This window comes from Halomonas sp. hl-4 (assembly GCF_900215475.1).
Taxonomy (GTDB): domain Bacteria; phylum Pseudomonadota; class Gammaproteobacteria; order Pseudomonadales; family Halomonadaceae; genus Vreelandella.
Window position 1 is genome coordinate 1,426,000 of record NZ_LT907845.1, and the last position, 16,423, is coordinate 1,442,422.

Below are 16,423 nucleotides of genomic sequence, written 5' to 3' on the forward strand. Positions count from 1 at the left end.
GCTACCCCATTAATCGAACGACTGTCCGTTGAGAGTGGCCAATACGCGACGCGTACCGCCTTGCTCGCGATGCTCGCCCAGCCAAATGCCTTGCCACGTTCCCAGCGCCAGACGGCCATTGCGCACAGCCAGCGACAGTTGTGTCCCCATTAGGGACGCAACCACATGCGCGGGCATGTCATCAGGCCCTTCCAAGGTGTGCCGAAAATAGTCCAACCCCCCCGGCACCAGCCGTCGCATAAAGGCATCTAAATCGTGGCGAACATCCGGGTCGCTATTTTCATTGAGGGTCAGCGAAGCCGAGGTATGCAGCAACTGCAAGTGCAAAAGCCCTATCTGACATTCCGCCAGCCAAGGCAACGCCTCGTCCACCTCGTGGGTGATAAGATGAAATCCTCGTGGCCGCTCGGATAAATGAATCTCCTCTTGGTGCCACATAACTCCCACCCTATAGTCAGGTATACGTCTATCTATGCATTGTTATGGGCAATAGACGAATTAGCAAACCTCAGCCACTCAAGGAGTAAGCGATGTTAAAACCATGGAAAGTGGTGCTAAGTAGTGTCGTGTTGGCGGGTTGTACGGGTATTCCTGAGGGCACCCAACCGGTTACAGGCTTTGAGCTTGATCGCTATTTAGGCCAGTGGTATGAAATCGCCAGGCTGGATCATTCCTTCGAAGAAGGACTTCAATGTGTCACGGCAAATTACAGCCTTCGCAAGGACGGCGGCGTCAAGGTGATTAATCGCGGCTACAACCCTGAGGAACAAGCCTGGGATGAAGCCGATGGGCGCGCTTATTTCATCGACGATGACGATGTAGGCCGACTAAAGGTCAGCTTCTTTGGCCCCTTCTACGGTGGCTACAATATTCTGGAGTTGGATGACGATTACCAATGGGCACTGGTATCAGGCCCCAACCGTGATTACCTGTGGATTCTGTCTCGCACCCCGGACATGGACGGCGAGTTAGAAAAACGCTTGCGCAAGCGGGCTGCCGAACTTAACTTTCCTACCGAGGAGCTGATTGATGTCGACCACGGTGACGCATGCCCGGAGCCCTAGCAGGCCCGTCAAACACCTCATGTCAGTGGCAACGGCGGCACCCTATCGGCCATTTCCTGCTGTAAGTAGTCGATAAAGGCACTGATGCGTAGCGGAAGATGGCGGCGGTGTTCGAAGACCGCGTAGAAATCCGCGCGTACCCCTTGCCAGCCGGGGAGCAGGGGGAGAAGCGCGCCGCTGGCAAGGTGCTCATTGACATCCCACCAGGAACGCAGCATCACACCATGGCCTTCAAGCGCCAGGCGGGTAATCACTTCACCATCGTTGCTCGCGAGGCGTCCACTGACCTTCACCGATTGCCCACTGCCAGGGGCGTTACAACGCTCAAACCGCCACAGCGGAAAGTCGCTGTCGTTTTCGCGGATGACCAGGCAGCGATGTTGGGTCAGGTCGGCAGGCGTGGTCAATGGTGGCATGCCCTTCACATACACTGGCGACGCACATAGCACCCGGCGATTGGCCAGAAGACGCCGTGCCACCAGGCGCGAGTCCGGCGGCTCGCCAATGCGAATTCCCACGTCAAAGCCATGGTCGCTCAAATTGAGCGGAAAGTTGGTCAGCTCCAGCCAGCTTTCTATCGCCGGGTGCTCAGCACAAAAAGCTGACAACAAGGGCGCTACATGGCGCCGGCCAAAGCCAAAGGTGGCGTTGACTCGCAATCGTCCGCTCAGCGCCTGGCTTGCGGTCTCACCTAGGTCGTTCTCCAGTTCATTCAACTCATCAAGAATCAGCGCCCCACGGGAAAGATAGCGCTCGCCCTCGGCGGTCAGGGTCAACCGCCGCGTGGTTCGTGCAGCCAGCACGACGCCAAGCCGCGACTCCATGTGTTTCAACCGCTTGCTGACAGCAGAGAGTGACAGCCCCAGATCGCGGGCCGTGGCGGTCAGGCTGCCCGCCCGTGCAAGCTGCTGAAAGAACGCCAGGTCATCGAGTGGGGACATTAATTCTTCACTTTTAGGCAACAATAGCTTGAATAATAGCCTGATTATCTCCCAGCTAATAGAGGCTACACTCATCAAACAATGCGTCTAAATCCAACGAAAACACCGATCAGATAAGGAGTCCCCATGGCCCATCGTATTGCCGTGATCGCCGGCGACGGCATTGGTACCGAAGTCATGCCTGAGGGTGTTCGTGCCCTGGAAGCCACCGCCAAGCGCTTTAATATTGATCTTGAATTCACCACTTTTGAGTTTGGCAGCTGCGACTATTATCTCGAGCACGGCAGCATGCTACCGGAAGACTGGTTCGATCAGCTAAAAGGCTTTGATGCGCTGTTTTACGGGGCGGTGGGCTGGCCTGACAAGGTACCAGACCATATTTCGCTGTGGGGCTCGCTGCTCCAGTTCCGCCGCCGCTTTGATCAGTACATCAACCTGCGGCCGTGTAAGTTAATGCCCGGTATCAAAAGCCCGCTGGCTGGCCGCGAACCTGGCGATATCGATTTTTACGTGGTGCGTGAGAATACCGAGGGCGAGTATTCAAGCGTTGGCGGCAAGATGTTTGAAGGCACCGACCGTGAAGTGGTCATTCAAGATACGGTGATGACCCGCACCGGCGTCGACCGCGTCCTCAAATACGCCTTCGATTTGGCCCAGACGCGCCCGCGCAAAAAGCTTACCTCGGCCACCAAATCCAACGGTATTTCCATCACCATGCCTTACTGGGACGAGCGCGTGGTTGAAATGGCGAAAAGCTATCCGGAAATTGCCGTGGATAAATTTCATATCGACATCTTAACGGCCAATTTTGTGCTGCATCCGGACTGGTTCGATGTGGTGGTGGGCAGCAACCTGTTCGGCGATATTCTCTCCGACTTAGGCCCTGCCTGTACCGGCACTATCGGCATTGCGCCTTCGGCCAACATCAACCCGGAAGGTCACTTCCCCAGCCTGTTTGAGCCGGTTCACGGCAGCGCGCCGGATATTGCCGGCAAAGGCCTCGCCAACCCCATCGGTCAAATCTGGTCCGGCGCGATGATGCTCGAGCACCTGGGCTATAAAGAAGCCAGCGACGCCATGGTCACGGCCATAGAAGCGGTACTCAGCGCAGGCGATAGCCAAGTGCTCACCCGCGATGTTGGCGGGCAAGGCTCCACGACAAGTCTCGGTAAGGCCATTGCCAACGCTATTGGGTCGCGCTGACGGTATTGCACTAACCAATACACATAGGCATTCGCTTCGTATTTTGGCTGCCCGGTTGAAGCTAACCAGGCAGCCAATGTATGTTTTTTGACTTCTTATGTTCTACATTTTCCTGAGAGTGACTGAAACATCGGTTTCACGTCACTCATAACAACGCTCTCAAACAATAATCAGGATAATGCTATGAAACTTGGACGCCGTCAGTTTCTTTCGGCAACGGCTACTCTCGCCGCTGTCGGCACATCACCTCAGCTTTTTGCCTTACAGACCTCACAAAGCGCCACCCCTGACCGTTACCCGATTGATGCCTGGAAGGTCGAGGACAAACGCTTCAGTGACTACATGATTTTTAATAGCCCTTTGGAGCGTCATTGGAGCGAAGGGCTATGGACAGAAGGACCCGCTTGGAACGCTGTAGGGCGTTACGTCGTATTCAGCGATATACCTCGTGCCAAACAGATGCGCTGGGACGAAGCCACCGGCCAAGTCAGCGTTCTGAGAAATAATGTCGGCCACTCTAACGGCAATACCTTCGATCACCAGGGCAGGCTAATCTCATGCGAACACTACCCAGCACGTGTTTTACGCTACGAATGGGACGGCAGCACAACAGTGCTTGCCGAGCGCTATCAGGGAAAACCACTCAATGCGCCCAATGATGTGGTGGCTTTGCCTTCCGGTGGCGTGATCTTTACCGATCCAGGCTATGGCGCCCACTTCGACTATGAGGGCAAGAAACGTGACCTAGAGCTTGAGACAGCGATCTATTACGTCGATGATAATCTCGATGAACCCATCATGCTGACCGATGATATTCACAAGCCAAATGGCATTGTATTGACACCAGATGGCGAAGGATTCTACGCAAGTGATAGTGCCCCCACCCATTTCGATGAGCCAGCTCGAATCATTCGCTGGACCCTTGGCGAGGATGGTCGCAGCGCCAGTGATCGAAAAGTGATCGTTACTAGCGAAGATACGATTTTCGACGGTATGACCTGCGATATGGATGGCAATATTTGGTCAAGTGCCAACGGCGGCGAGGGCATCGACGGGGTGGTGGTCTTCTCATCCGAAGGTGACCTGCTGGGGCGGGTCTTGTTGCCGGAGGTCTGTTCTAACGTATGTTTCGTTGGCCAGGATCGTAACCGACTCTTCATGACTGCCAGCCAATCCGTCTACACCATCTATACGGCAGCTCTTGGTGCGTAGCCAATAGTTATAACGCTAGCGCAAACTGAAAAAGCCTCGCCGGACGACGCCGGCGAGGCTTTTTAATCACTGGTTAAAACAGATTAACTAGCCAGTTTGGCCGCAATGCCAGCGACATGCTTGCCCTGGAAGCGGGCGATTTTCAGCTCGCGTTCATCCGGCTGGCGAGAGCCGTCGCCACCGGCGAGCGTCGCAGCGCCGTAGGGCGTGCCGCCGCTTACCTTGGAAATATCGAACTGCTCTTCAAGCCCGTAACCAATCGGCACGATCACCATGCCGTGATGGGCCAGCGTGGTCCAGGTAGACGTGATGGTCATTTCATCGCCACCGCCGGTGCCGGTAGAGGTAAACACGCTCGCCACCTTACCTCGCAACGCGCCCTTGGCCCATAGGCCGCCGGTTTGGTCGAGGAAGGTACGCATTTGGCCCGCCATGTTGCCAAAGCGCGTGGGGGTACCGAAGATAATTGCGTCGTAGTCGGCAAGCTCCTGAGGCGAGGCTTCAGGAGTGGTGAAATCCTGCTTGCCACCGGCATTTTTGAAAGCCTCTTCCGGCATGGTTTCGGGCACACGCTTGACGGTGACTTCTACGCCGTCAACACGCTTTGCGCCCTCGGCAACAGCGGCGGCCAGCGTATCGATATGGCCATACATGGAATAGTAAAGTACCAGTACTTTCGTCATTGCTCACTCCTTTGCGCCTTGATCAGCACGTTGACATGAATAGCCATACCATAGCGCAGTGGCGAGTAGAGAAAAGCGAATGTTTTCGACCGCGAGGATCGATTTCATCGACGCTCAAGTAGTTGCGCTTTGGCGAGACGCTGACTAGCTTTTATTGCACCCCCGCATCCATGGAGCCAGGAATGACAATTTTTGAAGCCCTACGCAAAGACCACGATATTCAGCGCGACTTACTAGCACGCCTGGTGGAAACCCACGGCGATAGCGACGAAAGAGAACAGCTCTATCAGCAAGTACGTGCAGAATTGAAATACCATGCCAACGCCGAAGAACGTGCGCTTTATATTCCTATGATGGAGATTGACCTAACCCAGGAAAAAGCCCGCCACAGCGTGGCGGAACACCACGAAATTGACGAAATGCTTGAGCTTCTGGACGACACCGATTTCAGCGCGACCAGCTGGCTTACCCACGCAAAAAAACTCCAGCACCTAGTGACTCATCACCTGGACGAAGAAGAACAAGAGGTGTTTCAGCTTGCTGGACGAGGCCTTAAGGACCAGCAGAAAACATCGCTGGCAGATGAATACAACGACGAGATGCAGCGCCAGCGCTCAGCCTAATCGTTGCCACAATAAAGGGCGCCCGGCACACACAATGCGCAAGTCCCGGGCGTTTTTTGTTGGTACTTTTTCAACATGCCACCGCGCTTTTTCACTCGAACGACGCCGAGGGTTGCCGGTTAAGCCGAAGATGGTAAAGGTGGGGCACGCTTATCACCTTGTTGTATTCCCAATGACACGACGCACCGTTACCTCGCGATTTTTTCTCGTTGACGCCGTTATTCGTCACGAGGAGCCAGCATGCTAAACGAGTGGCTGGACTGGACACTTGATGACCAGTGCGATACCCCACGGCAGGGTACCTTTGCCAGCGGTCACTTTGAGGTTAGCGCCCCCGGCGTTTTACGCCTGACGCCACATCGCCAACGCCCTGATGCCCACGCCTGCATTTTCTCAGCGGCCATTCATGGCAACGAAACCGCCCCTGTCGAGCTGATCGGCGCTTGGCTCAGCGCTCTAGAAGCCGGAACGCGGTCATTGGGCGCGCCCGTACTGGTGATTCTCGGCAATATCCCCGCCCTTAAGGCCCAGCAGCGCTTTATGCATACCAACCTCAACCGGCTTTTTCAGCGTGAGCTGAAAGGCAACGGCGATGAGCCCACGCGCGCGCGCCAACTTATGGCCGAGGTGGATGATTTTTTCTCACTGCATGCCGAGCTACCCAAGCTACACTATGACCTGCACACAGCTATCCGGGGAAGTCTCTACCCACGGTTTGTGGTGGCGCCCTATGCGGATACCGCCACCCAACCGGCCCAGTGGCGGTGGATCGCCGCTGCTGGTATGCAAGCCGTGTTACACCAGCATCAGCACAGCTGGACGTTTTCTCACTACAGTAAGCACTACCACGGTGCGCAATCGTTTACCTTTGAGCTAGGTCGTGTCGCGCCTTTTGGGCAAAACGATATGGCTTCACTCACGCCGATGCTTGCATTGCTGGGTAGCCTCAGCGAAGGGGTTATGCCGGCGGAGCAGGCCATTGACTCGTTACCCTATTTCCGCGTGCAGCATGAGTTAATTCGCCACGGCGACCAATTCACGCTGTGCTTTGCCGATGACACGCCCAATTTCACCCGATTTGAAGCCGGAACGTGCTTAGCAAACGACAGCCAGAACGGGGAGTATCGGGTGGGTGACACCCCATTACACGTGGTGTTTCCCAACGCCCACGTTGAAATAGGCGCGCGCGCCGCGCTACTGGTGACTCCCTGCGCGGCGCCACCTACTCATGAATAAGATTTGACAACAATAATGCTGTGGCGATGATAATTCGTTTGGCGTTGACTACGACTAACGTCGCGCTATCAAAAACACCGGGAAAGCGCGCATACGCCGTTTAGCCTGATAGAATCGCCCCTTTTTCGCGCCAGCCGCCATCAACACTCATTGTTGCTGCGGCAACCTAGTATTGGAGCCAATCACATGGCCGCTACGCCTATTCCTCTTGAAGTGCGCAATATAAAAAAGCGCTTCGGCGATACGGAAGTTCTGAAAGGTCTTTCTCTCCAGGCCCATAAAGGAGATGTCATTACCCTCATTGGGGCGTCTGGTTCAGGCAAAAGCACCTTCTTGCGCTGCATGAATCTGCTTGAGCAACCTGACGAGGGCGAACTTTACGTGCACGGAGAAGAAATCCGCTTCAAGAACACCCCGCGGGGACGCGAACCCGCCGACTGGAAACAAGTGGTGCAAATGCGCGCCAAACTTTCGATGGTGTTTCAAAGTTTTAATTTATGGGCGCACATGACGCTGCTCGAAAACATTATTGAAGCGCCGATCCATGTGCTGGGGCAGTCCAAAAAGGAAGCCACCGAACACGCCCACGCGCTGCTCGACAAGGTCGGCTTGACGGCCCGCGCCGATGCCTACCCAGCGCAAATGTCAGGCGGTCAGCAGCAACGCGGCGCAATTGCCCGGGCGTTGGCGATGGATCCGGAGGTCATGCTGTTCGACGAACCCACCTCGGCGCTTGACCCCGAACTGGTGGGCGATGTACTAAAAGTCATGCGTGATCTCGCCGAAGAGGGGCGCACCATGGTCGTGGTCACCCACGAGATGAGTTTTGCCAGGGACGTATCCAGCCAGGTGATCTATCTCCACCAAGGAATGGTGGAAGAAGCTGGCCGCCCCGAAGAAATGATCGGCAATCCCCAATCTCCGCGCCTGCAGCAGTTCCTGGCGCCTAAATACTAATCGCGAGGCTCACGATGCTTGATCTTCATGGTTACGGCCCGCGCTTGCTTGAAGGCGCAGGCGTAACGATTCAGCTAGCGCTGTTATCGTTATTGCTCGCCGTGGTGCTAGGGCTCATCACCGCCAGCGCGAAGATGTCGCGCAACTGGCTTGCCCACCGTATCGCGACGCTTTACACCACCGTTATCCGTGGCGTTCCAGACCTGGTGCTGATGATGCTGCTGTTCTTCGGCGGGCAAATCGGCGTCAACATGATAACCGACTGGCTCTACTATCAGTTTGAAATCGATATTTTCATCAATATCAACGAGTTTGTCGCGGGCGTGGTCACCATCGGGCTAATCTTCGGCGCCTACATGGGCGAAACCTTCCGCGGCGCCTTTATGGCGGTGGATCACGGCCAGATTGAGGCAGGTAAAGCCTACGGTATGAGTAACTCGTTGGTGTTTCGCCGCATCCGTTTCCCCCAGATGATGCGTCACGCCCTGCCGGGGCTTTCGAACAACTGGATGGTACTGCTTAAAACCACCGCGCTGGTCTCGGTGATCGGACTTTCCGACATGGTGCGCGTGGCGTCCGAAGCCTCCAAGGCCACCCGCGAACCGTTCACCTTCATGATTGTGGTGGCGCTGATTTATTTATTAATCGCCAGTGTGTCGGAGTGGGTATTCGCGCGCCTGCAAAAGCGCTATAGCATTGGGTATGGGGAGGCAGACTAATGGAACCCCTATTAACCTGGCTGGAAAATCAGCTCGCCGATAACAGCATTTTTACCCTGCAGACGCTTTCGCACTATGGCGCTGGCTTGACGACCACCGTGCAGTTGGTTTTCCTCTCGCTGATTATCGGACTGATCGCCGCGGTGCCGCTCGCCATTGGTCGCGGCTCACGGCATGCCTGGATCAAATGGCCTATTTTCGCTTACACCTACGTCTTTCGCGGTACGCCGCTACTCATCCAGCTCTACTTGATTTACTACGGTGTGGTGTTTGTTGAGGGCATTCAGGAGTCATGGCTATGGGTCATTCTGGAAGACCCCTTTGTACCAGCATTGATCGCCTTCACCCTGAACACTGCGGCCTACACGACTGAAATTTTCCGAGGGGCCATCAAGTCCACCTCGAAAGGCGAGATCGAAGCGGCACGGGCCTACGGCATGTCCCCCAGCCTTACCATGCGTCGGATCATTATCCCCAGTGCTTTCCGGCGCGCCCTGCCCGCTTATGGCAACGAAGTGATTTTCATGCTCCACGCCAGCGCGATCGCAAGCGTGGTCACCATCATGGATTTAACCGGCGCGGCACGCTTTGTCTATGCCCGTTACTACGCACCTTTCGATGCCTTTTTATTCGTCGCGGCCATTTATCTGTGCCTAACCTTTGCCATTCTGTATTTCTTCCGCCATCTGGAGAAAAAACTGCTGGCCCACCTACAACCCCAAACCGGCTAGCGTGAAACAAACGTTAGTTTATGCGTCGACAAAACATTGTTGTCGGCGCTAAGCTGGCAAAAGTTATGTTCCTCACCACTTGGTGAATTACATCCATCAGGAGAACCCATAATGAAAAAAGTCCTAACACTTTCGCTACTTGGCTTGGCGATTGCCGCAACCAGTGCCCAGGCACAGGAATATGACGAAGTCCGCATTGGCGTGGACGTTCCCTACGAGCCTATGGAATACCGCACCTCTGACGGCGAACTTACTGGCTTCGATATTGATCTGGGCAACGCTATGTGCGAAGAAATCGGCGTTAGCTGCGAATGGATTGTTCAAGGTTGGGACGGCATCATTCCGGGCCTCCTGTCACGTAAATACGATGCCATCATGTCATCCATGACCATCAACGACGACCGTCGTGAGCAGGTACTGTTCTCTGACCCCTACATCACGCCTCCGTCCGCCTGGTTTGCGCCTGAAGGTACCGAGCTGGAAGAAATCAGCGAAGAAACGCTTACCGACATGACCATCGGCGTTCAGCGCGGCACCCTGCAGGACAACTACGTCACCGACATGTACGGCGATGTGGCCGACATCAATCGCTACGCGACCGCCGATGACATGGTCCTGGACATGGAATCCGAGCGCCTGGACATCCTGTTCCTCGACTTCCCGGTAGGCAAGTCCACCCTGCTGGATAGCGAAGAAGGCGATTACGTGGTTGTTGGCGATATGCTGACCGAGCCGAAAGAATACTTCGGCGATGGTTTTGGCATCGCCTTCCGCCAGCGAGATGAAGCGCTCGCCGAGCAATTCAACGAAGCCCTTGAAACCCTTCGTGAAGACGGCACCTACGACGAAATCTACGCGCGTTACTTCGAAACAGAGTAAGCAACTGCTCCTCCCCAGCCCGCTGGGGAGGAGCCCCTCCTTTTTCTCTCCCCCTAAACTTGAACCGTTTTGTTATGCTTTGTTGCGTCGATGACGCATACGGAGTGGCGTGCGTCACTTTCAAGTGCATAAAAGACCGGTGAACCTGAACGATATCCACGAGTCTTTGAGCATAACGTTAACCTATGCAGGCATTCACACGGAGGTTCTATGGCGGCATCGGCAACAAAACCCTCGTCACACTGGACGGGCTGGGCTCAATGGCTCGCCCTGTTCACCATGACGGTGGACCATGTGACGCGCTTTGTAATACCCGATGGCTGGGAGCTAGATTGGGTGGGATCATCCGTTGGCCGCATTGCTTTCCCACTGTTTGCCGCCATGGTCGCTTGGCACGGCCTGTTCAATACGCGTAATCCGATGCGTTACGCTCGGCGTATGCTGATTATCGGGATAATCGCGCAACTGCCTTATATGCTGATGCCACGTGCATCTGATGCGTTCATACTCAACATCTGCTTTACCTTGGCCACCGGCCTCGCGCTAGGCTCGCTTGTGCGGTTGGGTTGGCAGCATTATCAGCAGGAAAGCATCCACTTTGGCTGGCTGCTTGCTGGCGCGGCGGCAGGTGTCACCCTGTGGTATCTGCTCGGCTTTTGGGTTGAGTATCACCACTACGGGTTGCTCTTGATTCCGTTGCTGATGTTTGCCATGCAGGCGCTGAGCGATGCCGACGGTGATTTTTCTGCGCGGCTATGGGCTGGTTTGGCGGCGTTCCCGGCCTTATGGATGGCAGGCCAAATGAATGCTTCCGATATGGCCAAGTCGTTTACGGTGGGCACCTGTATTGTGGTACTGGTGATAGCAGCAGGTGCCGCAAAGCGCATCCCCGCCATTCAGTGGGTCATGCCCAGGCGCTTATGGCTGGCCTGGTATCCTGGTCATTTCGCTTTGATCGCGCTATGGCTATTGCTCAGCGGTCAGATTGGCTAGTCGAATCATCAGCGGGCGCTCGAGGCTGGGCCAGTTGTTTCGCTTCATCCAGCATCCACGGCTGATAGCGTCGACGCTGTGCGCGACCTCCCATTTTAGCCTGATACATGGCCAAGTCGGCTTCTTTCAATAACTCGTCATGATGACAGCCGCCAGCTTGAAAACAGGTGAAACCAATACTTGGCGTCACGTCTACCCAGTGGTTTTCTAGTCTATAGGCGTCGGAAAGCGCATGCTGAATACCCTGCATATAAACTTCAGCCCAGTCGTCCAGCGCCTTGGCCGTGGCGGTATTGGTCAACGCCAATAGCACAAACTCATCACCGCTAAGCCTGGCCGCCATATCGCCTTCGTGTAGACAGCCCTCCAAGCGACGCGCCACTTGTATCAGCAAATCGTCACCGGCAGCGTGACCCAACGTATCATTGATCAGTTTAAAACGGTCCAGATCCATAAACAGCAGCAGTCCGCTGGCGTGCTGATCTCCGGCGCAAAGCGTTTCCAGACGCTCGATAAACATCCGCCGATTGGGCAGGTCGGTCAATGCATCATAGTAGGCCTGGTGATAAATAGTTGCTTCGCGGGCAGCCATACTGACGCGTAGCGAAATATTGTCGTGTATCACCAGTCCCATGCGCCGACTGGTGATAATCAGCAGTCCTAAAAACACCATCATGACGATGCCGATCATGGTGTGGGTAGGGATGTCAGATGTCACAAACATCCATTGAAGGGGCAGGCCAATCGGCAATATAAAAAAAATCACTATCCACCAAATGGCAGACAGCATGGTAACGCAGCCCGCCGCAACGCCCGACAAGACAATCGCCAGTGCCGCGACATATTCAGGATGCTCTGGAGCAAACATAAGCACACCGGCAGTCCCCCAGACGCACCCCGCCACAAAAACGGTCAGCGCAAACGAAAATAGCCATTTCGGTTGCGCCTGTGAGGTTTCGTCGGACTGCAGAAACAAGGAAGCCAGCCGCAAGCGAATCAGAGAGATGGCGATAATGGCGACTAGCCAGCTGATTAAAACGGAGGGAGCAACGACCTCCCACATAATGCTGACTAACAAAACCGCCCCTAGAATACCGGCGTAAACGGGCTGCCATAAATTACTATAGAGGATGCGCACCTTTTCGCTGGTCAGGCTCTGGGCTTTATTAGGATCTTCACGCGCAAACCGGCGACGCAGACCCGATAGAATCGCCGCACTAAAAAACTGTGGCATTCAAAAATGTCCCTTACGTTGTCGGCTCAGCTCGTCGATTCGTCGGCAGGCGCCCGGGGCTGTGCGAGCTGTTGCGCTTCATCCAGCATCCACGGCTGATAGCGTCGACGCTGCGCGCGACCCTCCATTTTGGCTTGATACATAGCCAGATCGGCTTCTTTGAGTAACTCGCCATAGTCACAACCGCTGGCTTGAAAACAGGTGTAGCCCATGCTCGGAGTCACCTCTACCGAGTGAGCTTCTAACCGGTAAGGTGATGCAAGTGTGTGCTGGACCGCCTGCATATAGTCCTCAGCCCATTCGTCCATCGCCCTAGGCGTCGTGGTACTGGTTAACGCCAATAGCACGAACTCATCGCCGCTCAGCCGTGCGACCATATCGCCTTGATGTAAACATCCTTCCAAGCGGCGCGCCACTTGCACCAGCAAATCGTCACCGGCGGCATGGCCCAGCGTATCGTTGATCAGTTTAAAGCGATCCAAATCCATAAACAGCAACAGCCCACTTGCCTGTTGGTCATCCGCGCAAAGCATCTCCAGGCGCTCAATAAACATACGCCGATTGGGCAAGTCGGTGAGCGCATCGTAGTAGGCTTGACGGTAAATAATCGCTTCGTGTCGCTTGCGCTCGGTGAAGTCCTCAATCATCGCCACCCCACCCACCATTTCCTGACTAGCGCTATGCACTCCGTTAAAAAAAGCGCGCAGCGGCGTGCCTTCAGAAGCTCTGGGGAGGTAATACGTACCCTCGTAATAACCCGTGCCTTGCCCTAAGGCATTTTTCACGGCCTTAGCGACGGCTTTATCGGCACTGCGTGCCAGCATGCAATAACCAATTAACTGCGCGCGCTCCACGCCCAGAATATCCAGCAGCTTGTTGTTGCAGTCGGTGATCGTGCCCTGCTCGTCAAAATGCAGCACGCCTAGAGGCGATTGGTGAAAAATCGACCGGTAGCGGTCCTCGCTTTCCTGCAGCTGCGCTTCCCGCGCCGCCATGCTGACCCGCAGTGAGATATTGTCGTGAATGATCCGGCTCAGCCGGCGGCTCGTGGCTACCACCAGCCCCAGAAACAGCACTAGCATCGAGCCAATCAGTACCGAGAGCGACGACCCCAGCAGAAAAAACTGCAGCATCAGCGGCAGCATAATCGGAAGCACAAAGCCCATTGCCACCCACCAGACGGCGGAAAGCGTTGTCACGCCGCCAGCAGAGATGCCGGCCACTACAATGGAAAGCGCCGCCACCTGACCAGGATGGTCGCCGGTAAACAGTGCAAAGCTACCAATGCCCCATACACATCCCGCCGCGATAGCTCCTGCGCTAAATCGATAAAGCCAGCGTTGACGCTGCTGCTGCAAGGCCGGTAAGCGATGAAAATGATAGGCCAGACCCAGGCGTAGTGCGGAAACCAACAGCAGAGCTGCCAGCCAACTCAGCAACTTCCAGTGCGCCACAACCGGCCAAAGCGCGGCGACCAAAAGAATCGCTGCGAGTACGCTGGCAAGCACGGGTGACCATAAACTGTCGTACAGCAGACGCACTTTTTCGCTGCGTAGGCTTTTCACCGTGGCATTATGTTCACTCTGGAAACGACTGCGCAGACCCGAGGCGATCGCCGTGCTAAATGGCTGTGGCATACACTCAATGTCCCTTTATGTTGCCAAGTCGGCTTGCAAGCCGATCTTATTGATTAATCAGTCTGCTCCTTTTTAGCCGATTTTCTCATGCTTGGCGACTGAAGTTCGTCATTGGCTCGTTGGCGCACAAAAAAGCCGCCTCAATCGGCGGCGATTAGACTTAAAGAGTTGACTCAAAGCTCCACGACACGGGAGGCGCCTCGGGCAATAGCGTTTGGCAGGCACGCACTTTTTCAAGCAGCTCGGCGTGGGTATTCGCCACCACATTCACATGGGCCAGTTTGCGCCCGGCCCGCTCGGCTTTGTCGTAGCGGTGCAGGTGGGTATTGGCAAGCGCCAGCAAAGAAGCGTTATCGCCTTCTCGGCCAATCACGTTGACCATGCAGGTAGGCGCAATCGCCTGGGGGCTGCCCAGGGGGAGTCCCTGAATCGCGCGGAGGTGGTTTTCAAACTGGCTGGTCACCGCGCCATCCATGGTCCAGTGGCCCGAGTTATGGACCCGGGGGGCCATTTCATTGGCCAGCAGGCTACCGTCGCGGGTTTGAAACAGCTCCAGCGCCAGTACGCCCACATAGTCCAGTTCATCCAACAGCGCGCGAATATAGCGGTCAGCGGTGTGTTGAACGCTGGCGTCCAGGTCCGGTAGTGGCGCGACCGAATAGCGCAAGATGCCATCGACGTGCTGGTTTTCCGCCATGGGGTAGAACACCACCTCGCCATCGCGGCCGCGCACGGCAATCATCGACACTTCGCGCACGAAGTCGACAAAGGCTTCGACGATCAATTGTCGATGGCCGATATCTCGCCACGCGTCACCCGCCTGTTCAGGCTGCTTAAGTACCGCCTGGCCTTTACCGTCGTAGCCTTCCGTGACGGATTTGGCCACCACCGGGCAGCCAAGCTCGCGGGCGGCTGCCTCAAGCTGCTCGGCACTTTCGACGACGCGGTAAGCGGGTGTGGGAATGCCCAAACGGTCAAACAGTGCCTTCTCTTCCACGCGGTTTTGGCATACTTCAATGGCGCGGCTGCTGGGATACACCGGCTTGTGCTGCTCAATTTCACGCACAAGCTGAACCGGCAGGTGTTCAAATTCGTAGGTCACCACGTCGACCTTTTCAAGAAACGCCGCCAGGTGCTGGTTGTCAGGGTCGACGATCACCTCGCCGATGCCCGCGCTGGGGTTGCCCGTGGTATCCAGAAACGTGAAGCGATTGCCCAGCGGGTAGCCCGCCAGCGCTAACATACGGCCTAGCTGGCCTGCGCCCAATACGCCGATATTACTTGGAATGGTAGACGTCATCGCAGGCCTCCTTATTCGGCTTCCGGCTCGGGGCGCGGGTCCGGGTTATCGAGCACTTTTTGAGTCTGTTCGGCGCGGAAGGCCTCTACCGCATTGCGTACCTCGGTGTCTTGCAGGCCAACAATTTGCGCGGCCAACAAGCCTGCGTTAGTGGCTCCTGCTTTGCCAATCGCCAACGTGCCGACTGCAATGCCGCCGGGCATCTGTGCAATTGAGAGCAGCGAATCCAGCCCTTTCAACGCCTTGGACTCCACCGGCACACCCAGCACCGGCAGGGGTGTCTGTGAAGCCACCATGCCAGGCAGATGAGCAGCGCCACCGGCCCCGGCCACAATCACCTGAAGGCCACGCTCAGCGGCGTTTTTGGCGTAGTCGAACAGCAGGTCCGGCGTACGGTGGGCGGAGACTACACGGGTTTCATAGGGGACGCCTAGCCGCTCGAGCATTGCCACCGAGTGCTCCATGACCGGCCAATCCGATTTTGACCCCATGATCACGCCCACTTTGGGTGCGCTGTTCGACGACATGCCATCTCTCCTCGGCCCGTGGCCTTATCAAAACGCTCAATATGCCGTGCCTCATGGTAGAGGACAGGCGAAAAATTAAGGGGTTAGTTTACCAGAGCCAAGGCGTTTACGGGGGGCTCTGCGTGCCATGAAATTTTCATCAAAAAAGGCATTGAAATACGACCCGGTTGGCGGCATTGTGTCTTTGTCATTTCAGACTGATGGAGCCTCATGAGTACGGCACGCTCAACTGCCCACGCGGATCTGCTCGATCCTCCGCGAAGCAGCCCTGACCTCGATGTCAGGGAACTCGAAAAACGTACGCGCTTAATGCGTATTATCACGCGTCTGATTGCGGTATCAGATATGGGAAGCCGTGAAATCGCCCGCAGAGCGGGGTTACCCGTTCAGAAGGTCAGCGACCTGCTCGCTGGAAAGCTTGAGCACCTTAACGTGGATGAACTTCACGTTTTGCGTCGCACGTTGGAAGTGGAGGTGCCATAGC

Annotated in this window: 18 protein-coding genes; 11 read left to right on the top strand and 7 right to left on the bottom strand. The window is 55.7% G+C overall.

All coding sequences use genetic code 11. From position 1 onward, the window contains the following. Positions 1–9: 9 nt before the first annotated feature. Positions 10–438, bottom strand: a complete 429-nt coding sequence (locus CPH17_RS06865; RefSeq protein ID WP_096298757.1) for a secondary thiamine-phosphate synthase enzyme YjbQ — start codon at positions 436–438, stop codon at positions 10–12. Between the two features lie 92 nt (positions 439–530). Between CPH17_RS06865 and CPH17_RS06870 the strand changes: the two genes are divergently transcribed. Continuing rightward, on the top strand, positions 531–1,064 hold the full coding sequence (locus tag CPH17_RS06870) for a lipocalin family protein (RefSeq protein ID WP_096298759.1): 534 nt from the start codon (positions 531–533) through the stop codon (positions 1,062–1,064). Between the two features lie 17 nt (positions 1,065–1,081). Here the strand turns inward: CPH17_RS06870 and CPH17_RS06875 are convergent, their stop codons facing one another. After that, the gene (locus tag CPH17_RS06875; protein ID WP_074397064.1) at positions 1,082–2,005 is read right to left on the bottom strand and encodes a LysR family transcriptional regulator; all 924 of its coding nucleotides are present in this window, start codon (positions 2,003–2,005) and stop codon (positions 1,082–1,084) included. A gap of 126 nt (positions 2,006–2,131) precedes the next feature. Between CPH17_RS06875 and CPH17_RS06880 the strand changes: the two genes are divergently transcribed. Both CPH17_RS06880 and CPH17_RS06885 read left to right on the top strand, forming a co-directional pair. Continuing rightward, positions 2,132–3,208 carry a tartrate dehydrogenase gene (locus tag CPH17_RS06880; protein ID WP_096298761.1) on the top strand — a complete coding sequence of 359 codons (1,077 nt, stop codon included), beginning with the start codon at positions 2,132–2,134 and terminating at the stop codon, positions 3,206–3,208. A 183-nt stretch (positions 3,209–3,391) separates the two neighbouring features. After that, a complete protein-coding gene (locus CPH17_RS06885) occupies positions 3,392–4,420 on the top strand; it encodes an SMP-30/gluconolactonase/LRE family protein (RefSeq protein WP_096298763.1) in 1,029 nt (342 codons plus the stop codon). Positions 4,421–4,503: 83 nt separating this feature from the next. On the opposite strand, the gene wrbA is transcribed toward CPH17_RS06885, so the two are convergent. Then, positions 4,504–5,103: an NAD(P)H:quinone oxidoreductase gene (wrbA, locus tag CPH17_RS06890; RefSeq protein ID WP_074397067.1), complete on the bottom strand. Its 600-nt coding sequence runs from the start codon at positions 5,101–5,103 to the stop codon at positions 4,504–4,506. Positions 5,104–5,285: 182 nt separating this feature from the next. Here wrbA and CPH17_RS06895 point away from each other — a divergent pair, with 182 nt between their 5' ends. From CPH17_RS06895 to CPH17_RS06925, 7 genes are all read left to right on the top strand, one after another. Further along, the gene (locus tag CPH17_RS06895; RefSeq protein WP_096298765.1) at positions 5,286–5,726 is read left to right on the top strand and encodes a hemerythrin domain-containing protein; all 441 of its coding nucleotides are present in this window, start codon (positions 5,286–5,288) and stop codon (positions 5,724–5,726) included. A 240-nt stretch (positions 5,727–5,966) separates the two neighbouring features. Beyond that, positions 5,967–6,962, top strand: coding sequence for a succinylglutamate desuccinylase (locus CPH17_RS06900; RefSeq protein ID WP_074397069.1), 996 nt, complete (start codon positions 5,967–5,969; stop codon positions 6,960–6,962). A gap of 186 nt (positions 6,963–7,148) precedes the next feature. Next, the gene (locus tag CPH17_RS06905; protein WP_074397070.1) at positions 7,149–7,919 is read left to right on the top strand and encodes an ABC transporter ATP-binding protein; all 771 of its coding nucleotides are present in this window, start codon (positions 7,149–7,151) and stop codon (positions 7,917–7,919) included. A 14-nt stretch (positions 7,920–7,933) separates the two neighbouring features. Beyond that, positions 7,934–8,638, top strand: coding sequence for an ABC transporter permease (locus tag CPH17_RS06910; protein WP_074397071.1), 705 nt, complete (start codon positions 7,934–7,936; stop codon positions 8,636–8,638). Further along, positions 8,638–9,369 carry an ABC transporter permease gene (locus CPH17_RS06915; protein WP_074397072.1) on the top strand — a complete coding sequence of 244 codons (732 nt, stop codon included), beginning with the start codon at positions 8,638–8,640 and terminating at the stop codon, positions 9,367–9,369. The genes CPH17_RS06910 and CPH17_RS06915 overlap by 1 nt, the downstream gene beginning before the upstream one ends. Positions 9,370–9,480: 111 nt before the next feature. Further along, on the top strand, positions 9,481–10,248 hold the full coding sequence (locus tag CPH17_RS06920) for a transporter substrate-binding domain-containing protein (RefSeq protein ID WP_074397073.1): 768 nt from the start codon (positions 9,481–9,483) through the stop codon (positions 10,246–10,248). Between the two features lie 210 nt (positions 10,249–10,458). Further along, entirely contained in the window at positions 10,459–11,241 is a 783-nt protein-coding gene (locus tag CPH17_RS06925) for a TraX family protein (protein WP_074397074.1), read from the top strand. Here the strand turns inward: CPH17_RS06925 and CPH17_RS06930 are convergent. The 4 genes from CPH17_RS06930 to purE all read right to left on the bottom strand — a co-directional run bounded on the left by CPH17_RS06930 (position 11,222) and on the right by purE (position 15,939). Next, entirely contained in the window at positions 11,222–12,475 is a 1,254-nt protein-coding gene (locus CPH17_RS06930) for a GGDEF domain-containing protein (protein WP_074397075.1), read from the bottom strand. The two genes, CPH17_RS06925 and CPH17_RS06930, sit on opposite strands and share 20 nt — an antisense overlap. 26 nt (positions 12,476–12,501) lie before the next feature. After that, positions 12,502–14,112 carry a sensor domain-containing diguanylate cyclase gene (locus tag CPH17_RS06935; protein WP_074397076.1) on the bottom strand — a complete coding sequence of 537 codons (1,611 nt, stop codon included), beginning with the start codon at positions 14,110–14,112 and terminating at the stop codon, positions 12,502–12,504. Between the two features lie 160 nt (positions 14,113–14,272). Then, positions 14,273–15,412, bottom strand: a complete 1,140-nt coding sequence (locus CPH17_RS06940; protein ID WP_074397077.1) for a 5-(carboxyamino)imidazole ribonucleotide synthase — start codon at positions 15,410–15,412, stop codon at positions 14,273–14,275. Between the two features lie 11 nt (positions 15,413–15,423). After that, complete coding sequence (gene purE, locus CPH17_RS06945) at positions 15,424–15,939, bottom strand: 5-(carboxyamino)imidazole ribonucleotide mutase (protein WP_096298768.1); 516 nt, start codon at positions 15,937–15,939, stop codon at positions 15,424–15,426. A gap of 210 nt (positions 15,940–16,149) precedes the next feature. Between purE and CPH17_RS06950 the strand changes: the two genes are divergently transcribed. After that, on the top strand, positions 16,150–16,422 hold the full coding sequence (locus CPH17_RS06950; protein WP_074397079.1) for an XRE family transcriptional regulator: 273 nt from the start codon (positions 16,150–16,152) through the stop codon (positions 16,420–16,422). The last annotated feature ends 1 nt before the right edge of the window (position 16,423 follow it).

Coding starts and splice junctions, on each gene's coding strand:
- CPH17_RS06930 (WP_074397075.1), bottom strand. CDS start 12,475: ATGCCACAGTTTTTTAGTGCGGCGATTCTATCGGGTCTGCGTCGCCGG.
- CPH17_RS06950 (WP_074397079.1), top strand. CDS start 16,150: ATGAGTACGGCACGCTCAACTGCCCACGCGGATCTGCTCGATCCTCCG.
- wrbA (WP_074397067.1), bottom strand. CDS start 5,103: ATGACGAAAGTACTGGTACTTTACTATTCCATGTATGGCCATATCGAT.
- CPH17_RS06880 (WP_096298761.1), top strand. CDS start 2,132: ATGGCCCATCGTATTGCCGTGATCGCCGGCGACGGCATTGGTACCGAA.
- CPH17_RS06925 (WP_074397074.1), top strand. CDS start 10,459: ATGGCGGCATCGGCAACAAAACCCTCGTCACACTGGACGGGCTGGGCT.
- CPH17_RS06940 (WP_074397077.1), bottom strand. CDS start 15,412: ATGACGTCTACCATTCCAAGTAATATCGGCGTATTGGGCGCAGGCCAG.
- CPH17_RS06885 (WP_096298763.1), top strand. CDS start 3,392: ATGAAACTTGGACGCCGTCAGTTTCTTTCGGCAACGGCTACTCTCGCC.
- CPH17_RS06865 (WP_096298757.1), bottom strand. CDS start 438: ATGTGGCACCAAGAGGAGATTCATTTATCCGAGCGGCCACGAGGATTT.
- CPH17_RS06875 (WP_074397064.1), bottom strand. CDS start 2,005: ATGTCCCCACTCGATGACCTGGCGTTCTTTCAGCAGCTTGCACGGGCG.
- CPH17_RS06910 (WP_074397071.1), top strand. CDS start 7,934: ATGCTTGATCTTCATGGTTACGGCCCGCGCTTGCTTGAAGGCGCAGGC.
- purE (WP_096298768.1), bottom strand. CDS start 15,939: ATGTCGTCGAACAGCGCACCCAAAGTGGGCGTGATCATGGGGTCAAAA.
- CPH17_RS06915 (WP_074397072.1), top strand. CDS start 8,638: ATGGAACCCCTATTAACCTGGCTGGAAAATCAGCTCGCCGATAACAGC.
- CPH17_RS06905 (WP_074397070.1), top strand. CDS start 7,149: ATGGCCGCTACGCCTATTCCTCTTGAAGTGCGCAATATAAAAAAGCGC.
- CPH17_RS06870 (WP_096298759.1), top strand. CDS start 531: ATGTTAAAACCATGGAAAGTGGTGCTAAGTAGTGTCGTGTTGGCGGGT.
- CPH17_RS06920 (WP_074397073.1), top strand. CDS start 9,481: ATGAAAAAAGTCCTAACACTTTCGCTACTTGGCTTGGCGATTGCCGCA.
- CPH17_RS06895 (WP_096298765.1), top strand. CDS start 5,286: ATGACAATTTTTGAAGCCCTACGCAAAGACCACGATATTCAGCGCGAC.
- CPH17_RS06935 (WP_074397076.1), bottom strand. CDS start 14,112: ATGCCACAGCCATTTAGCACGGCGATCGCCTCGGGTCTGCGCAGTCGT.
- CPH17_RS06900 (WP_074397069.1), top strand. CDS start 5,967: ATGCTAAACGAGTGGCTGGACTGGACACTTGATGACCAGTGCGATACC.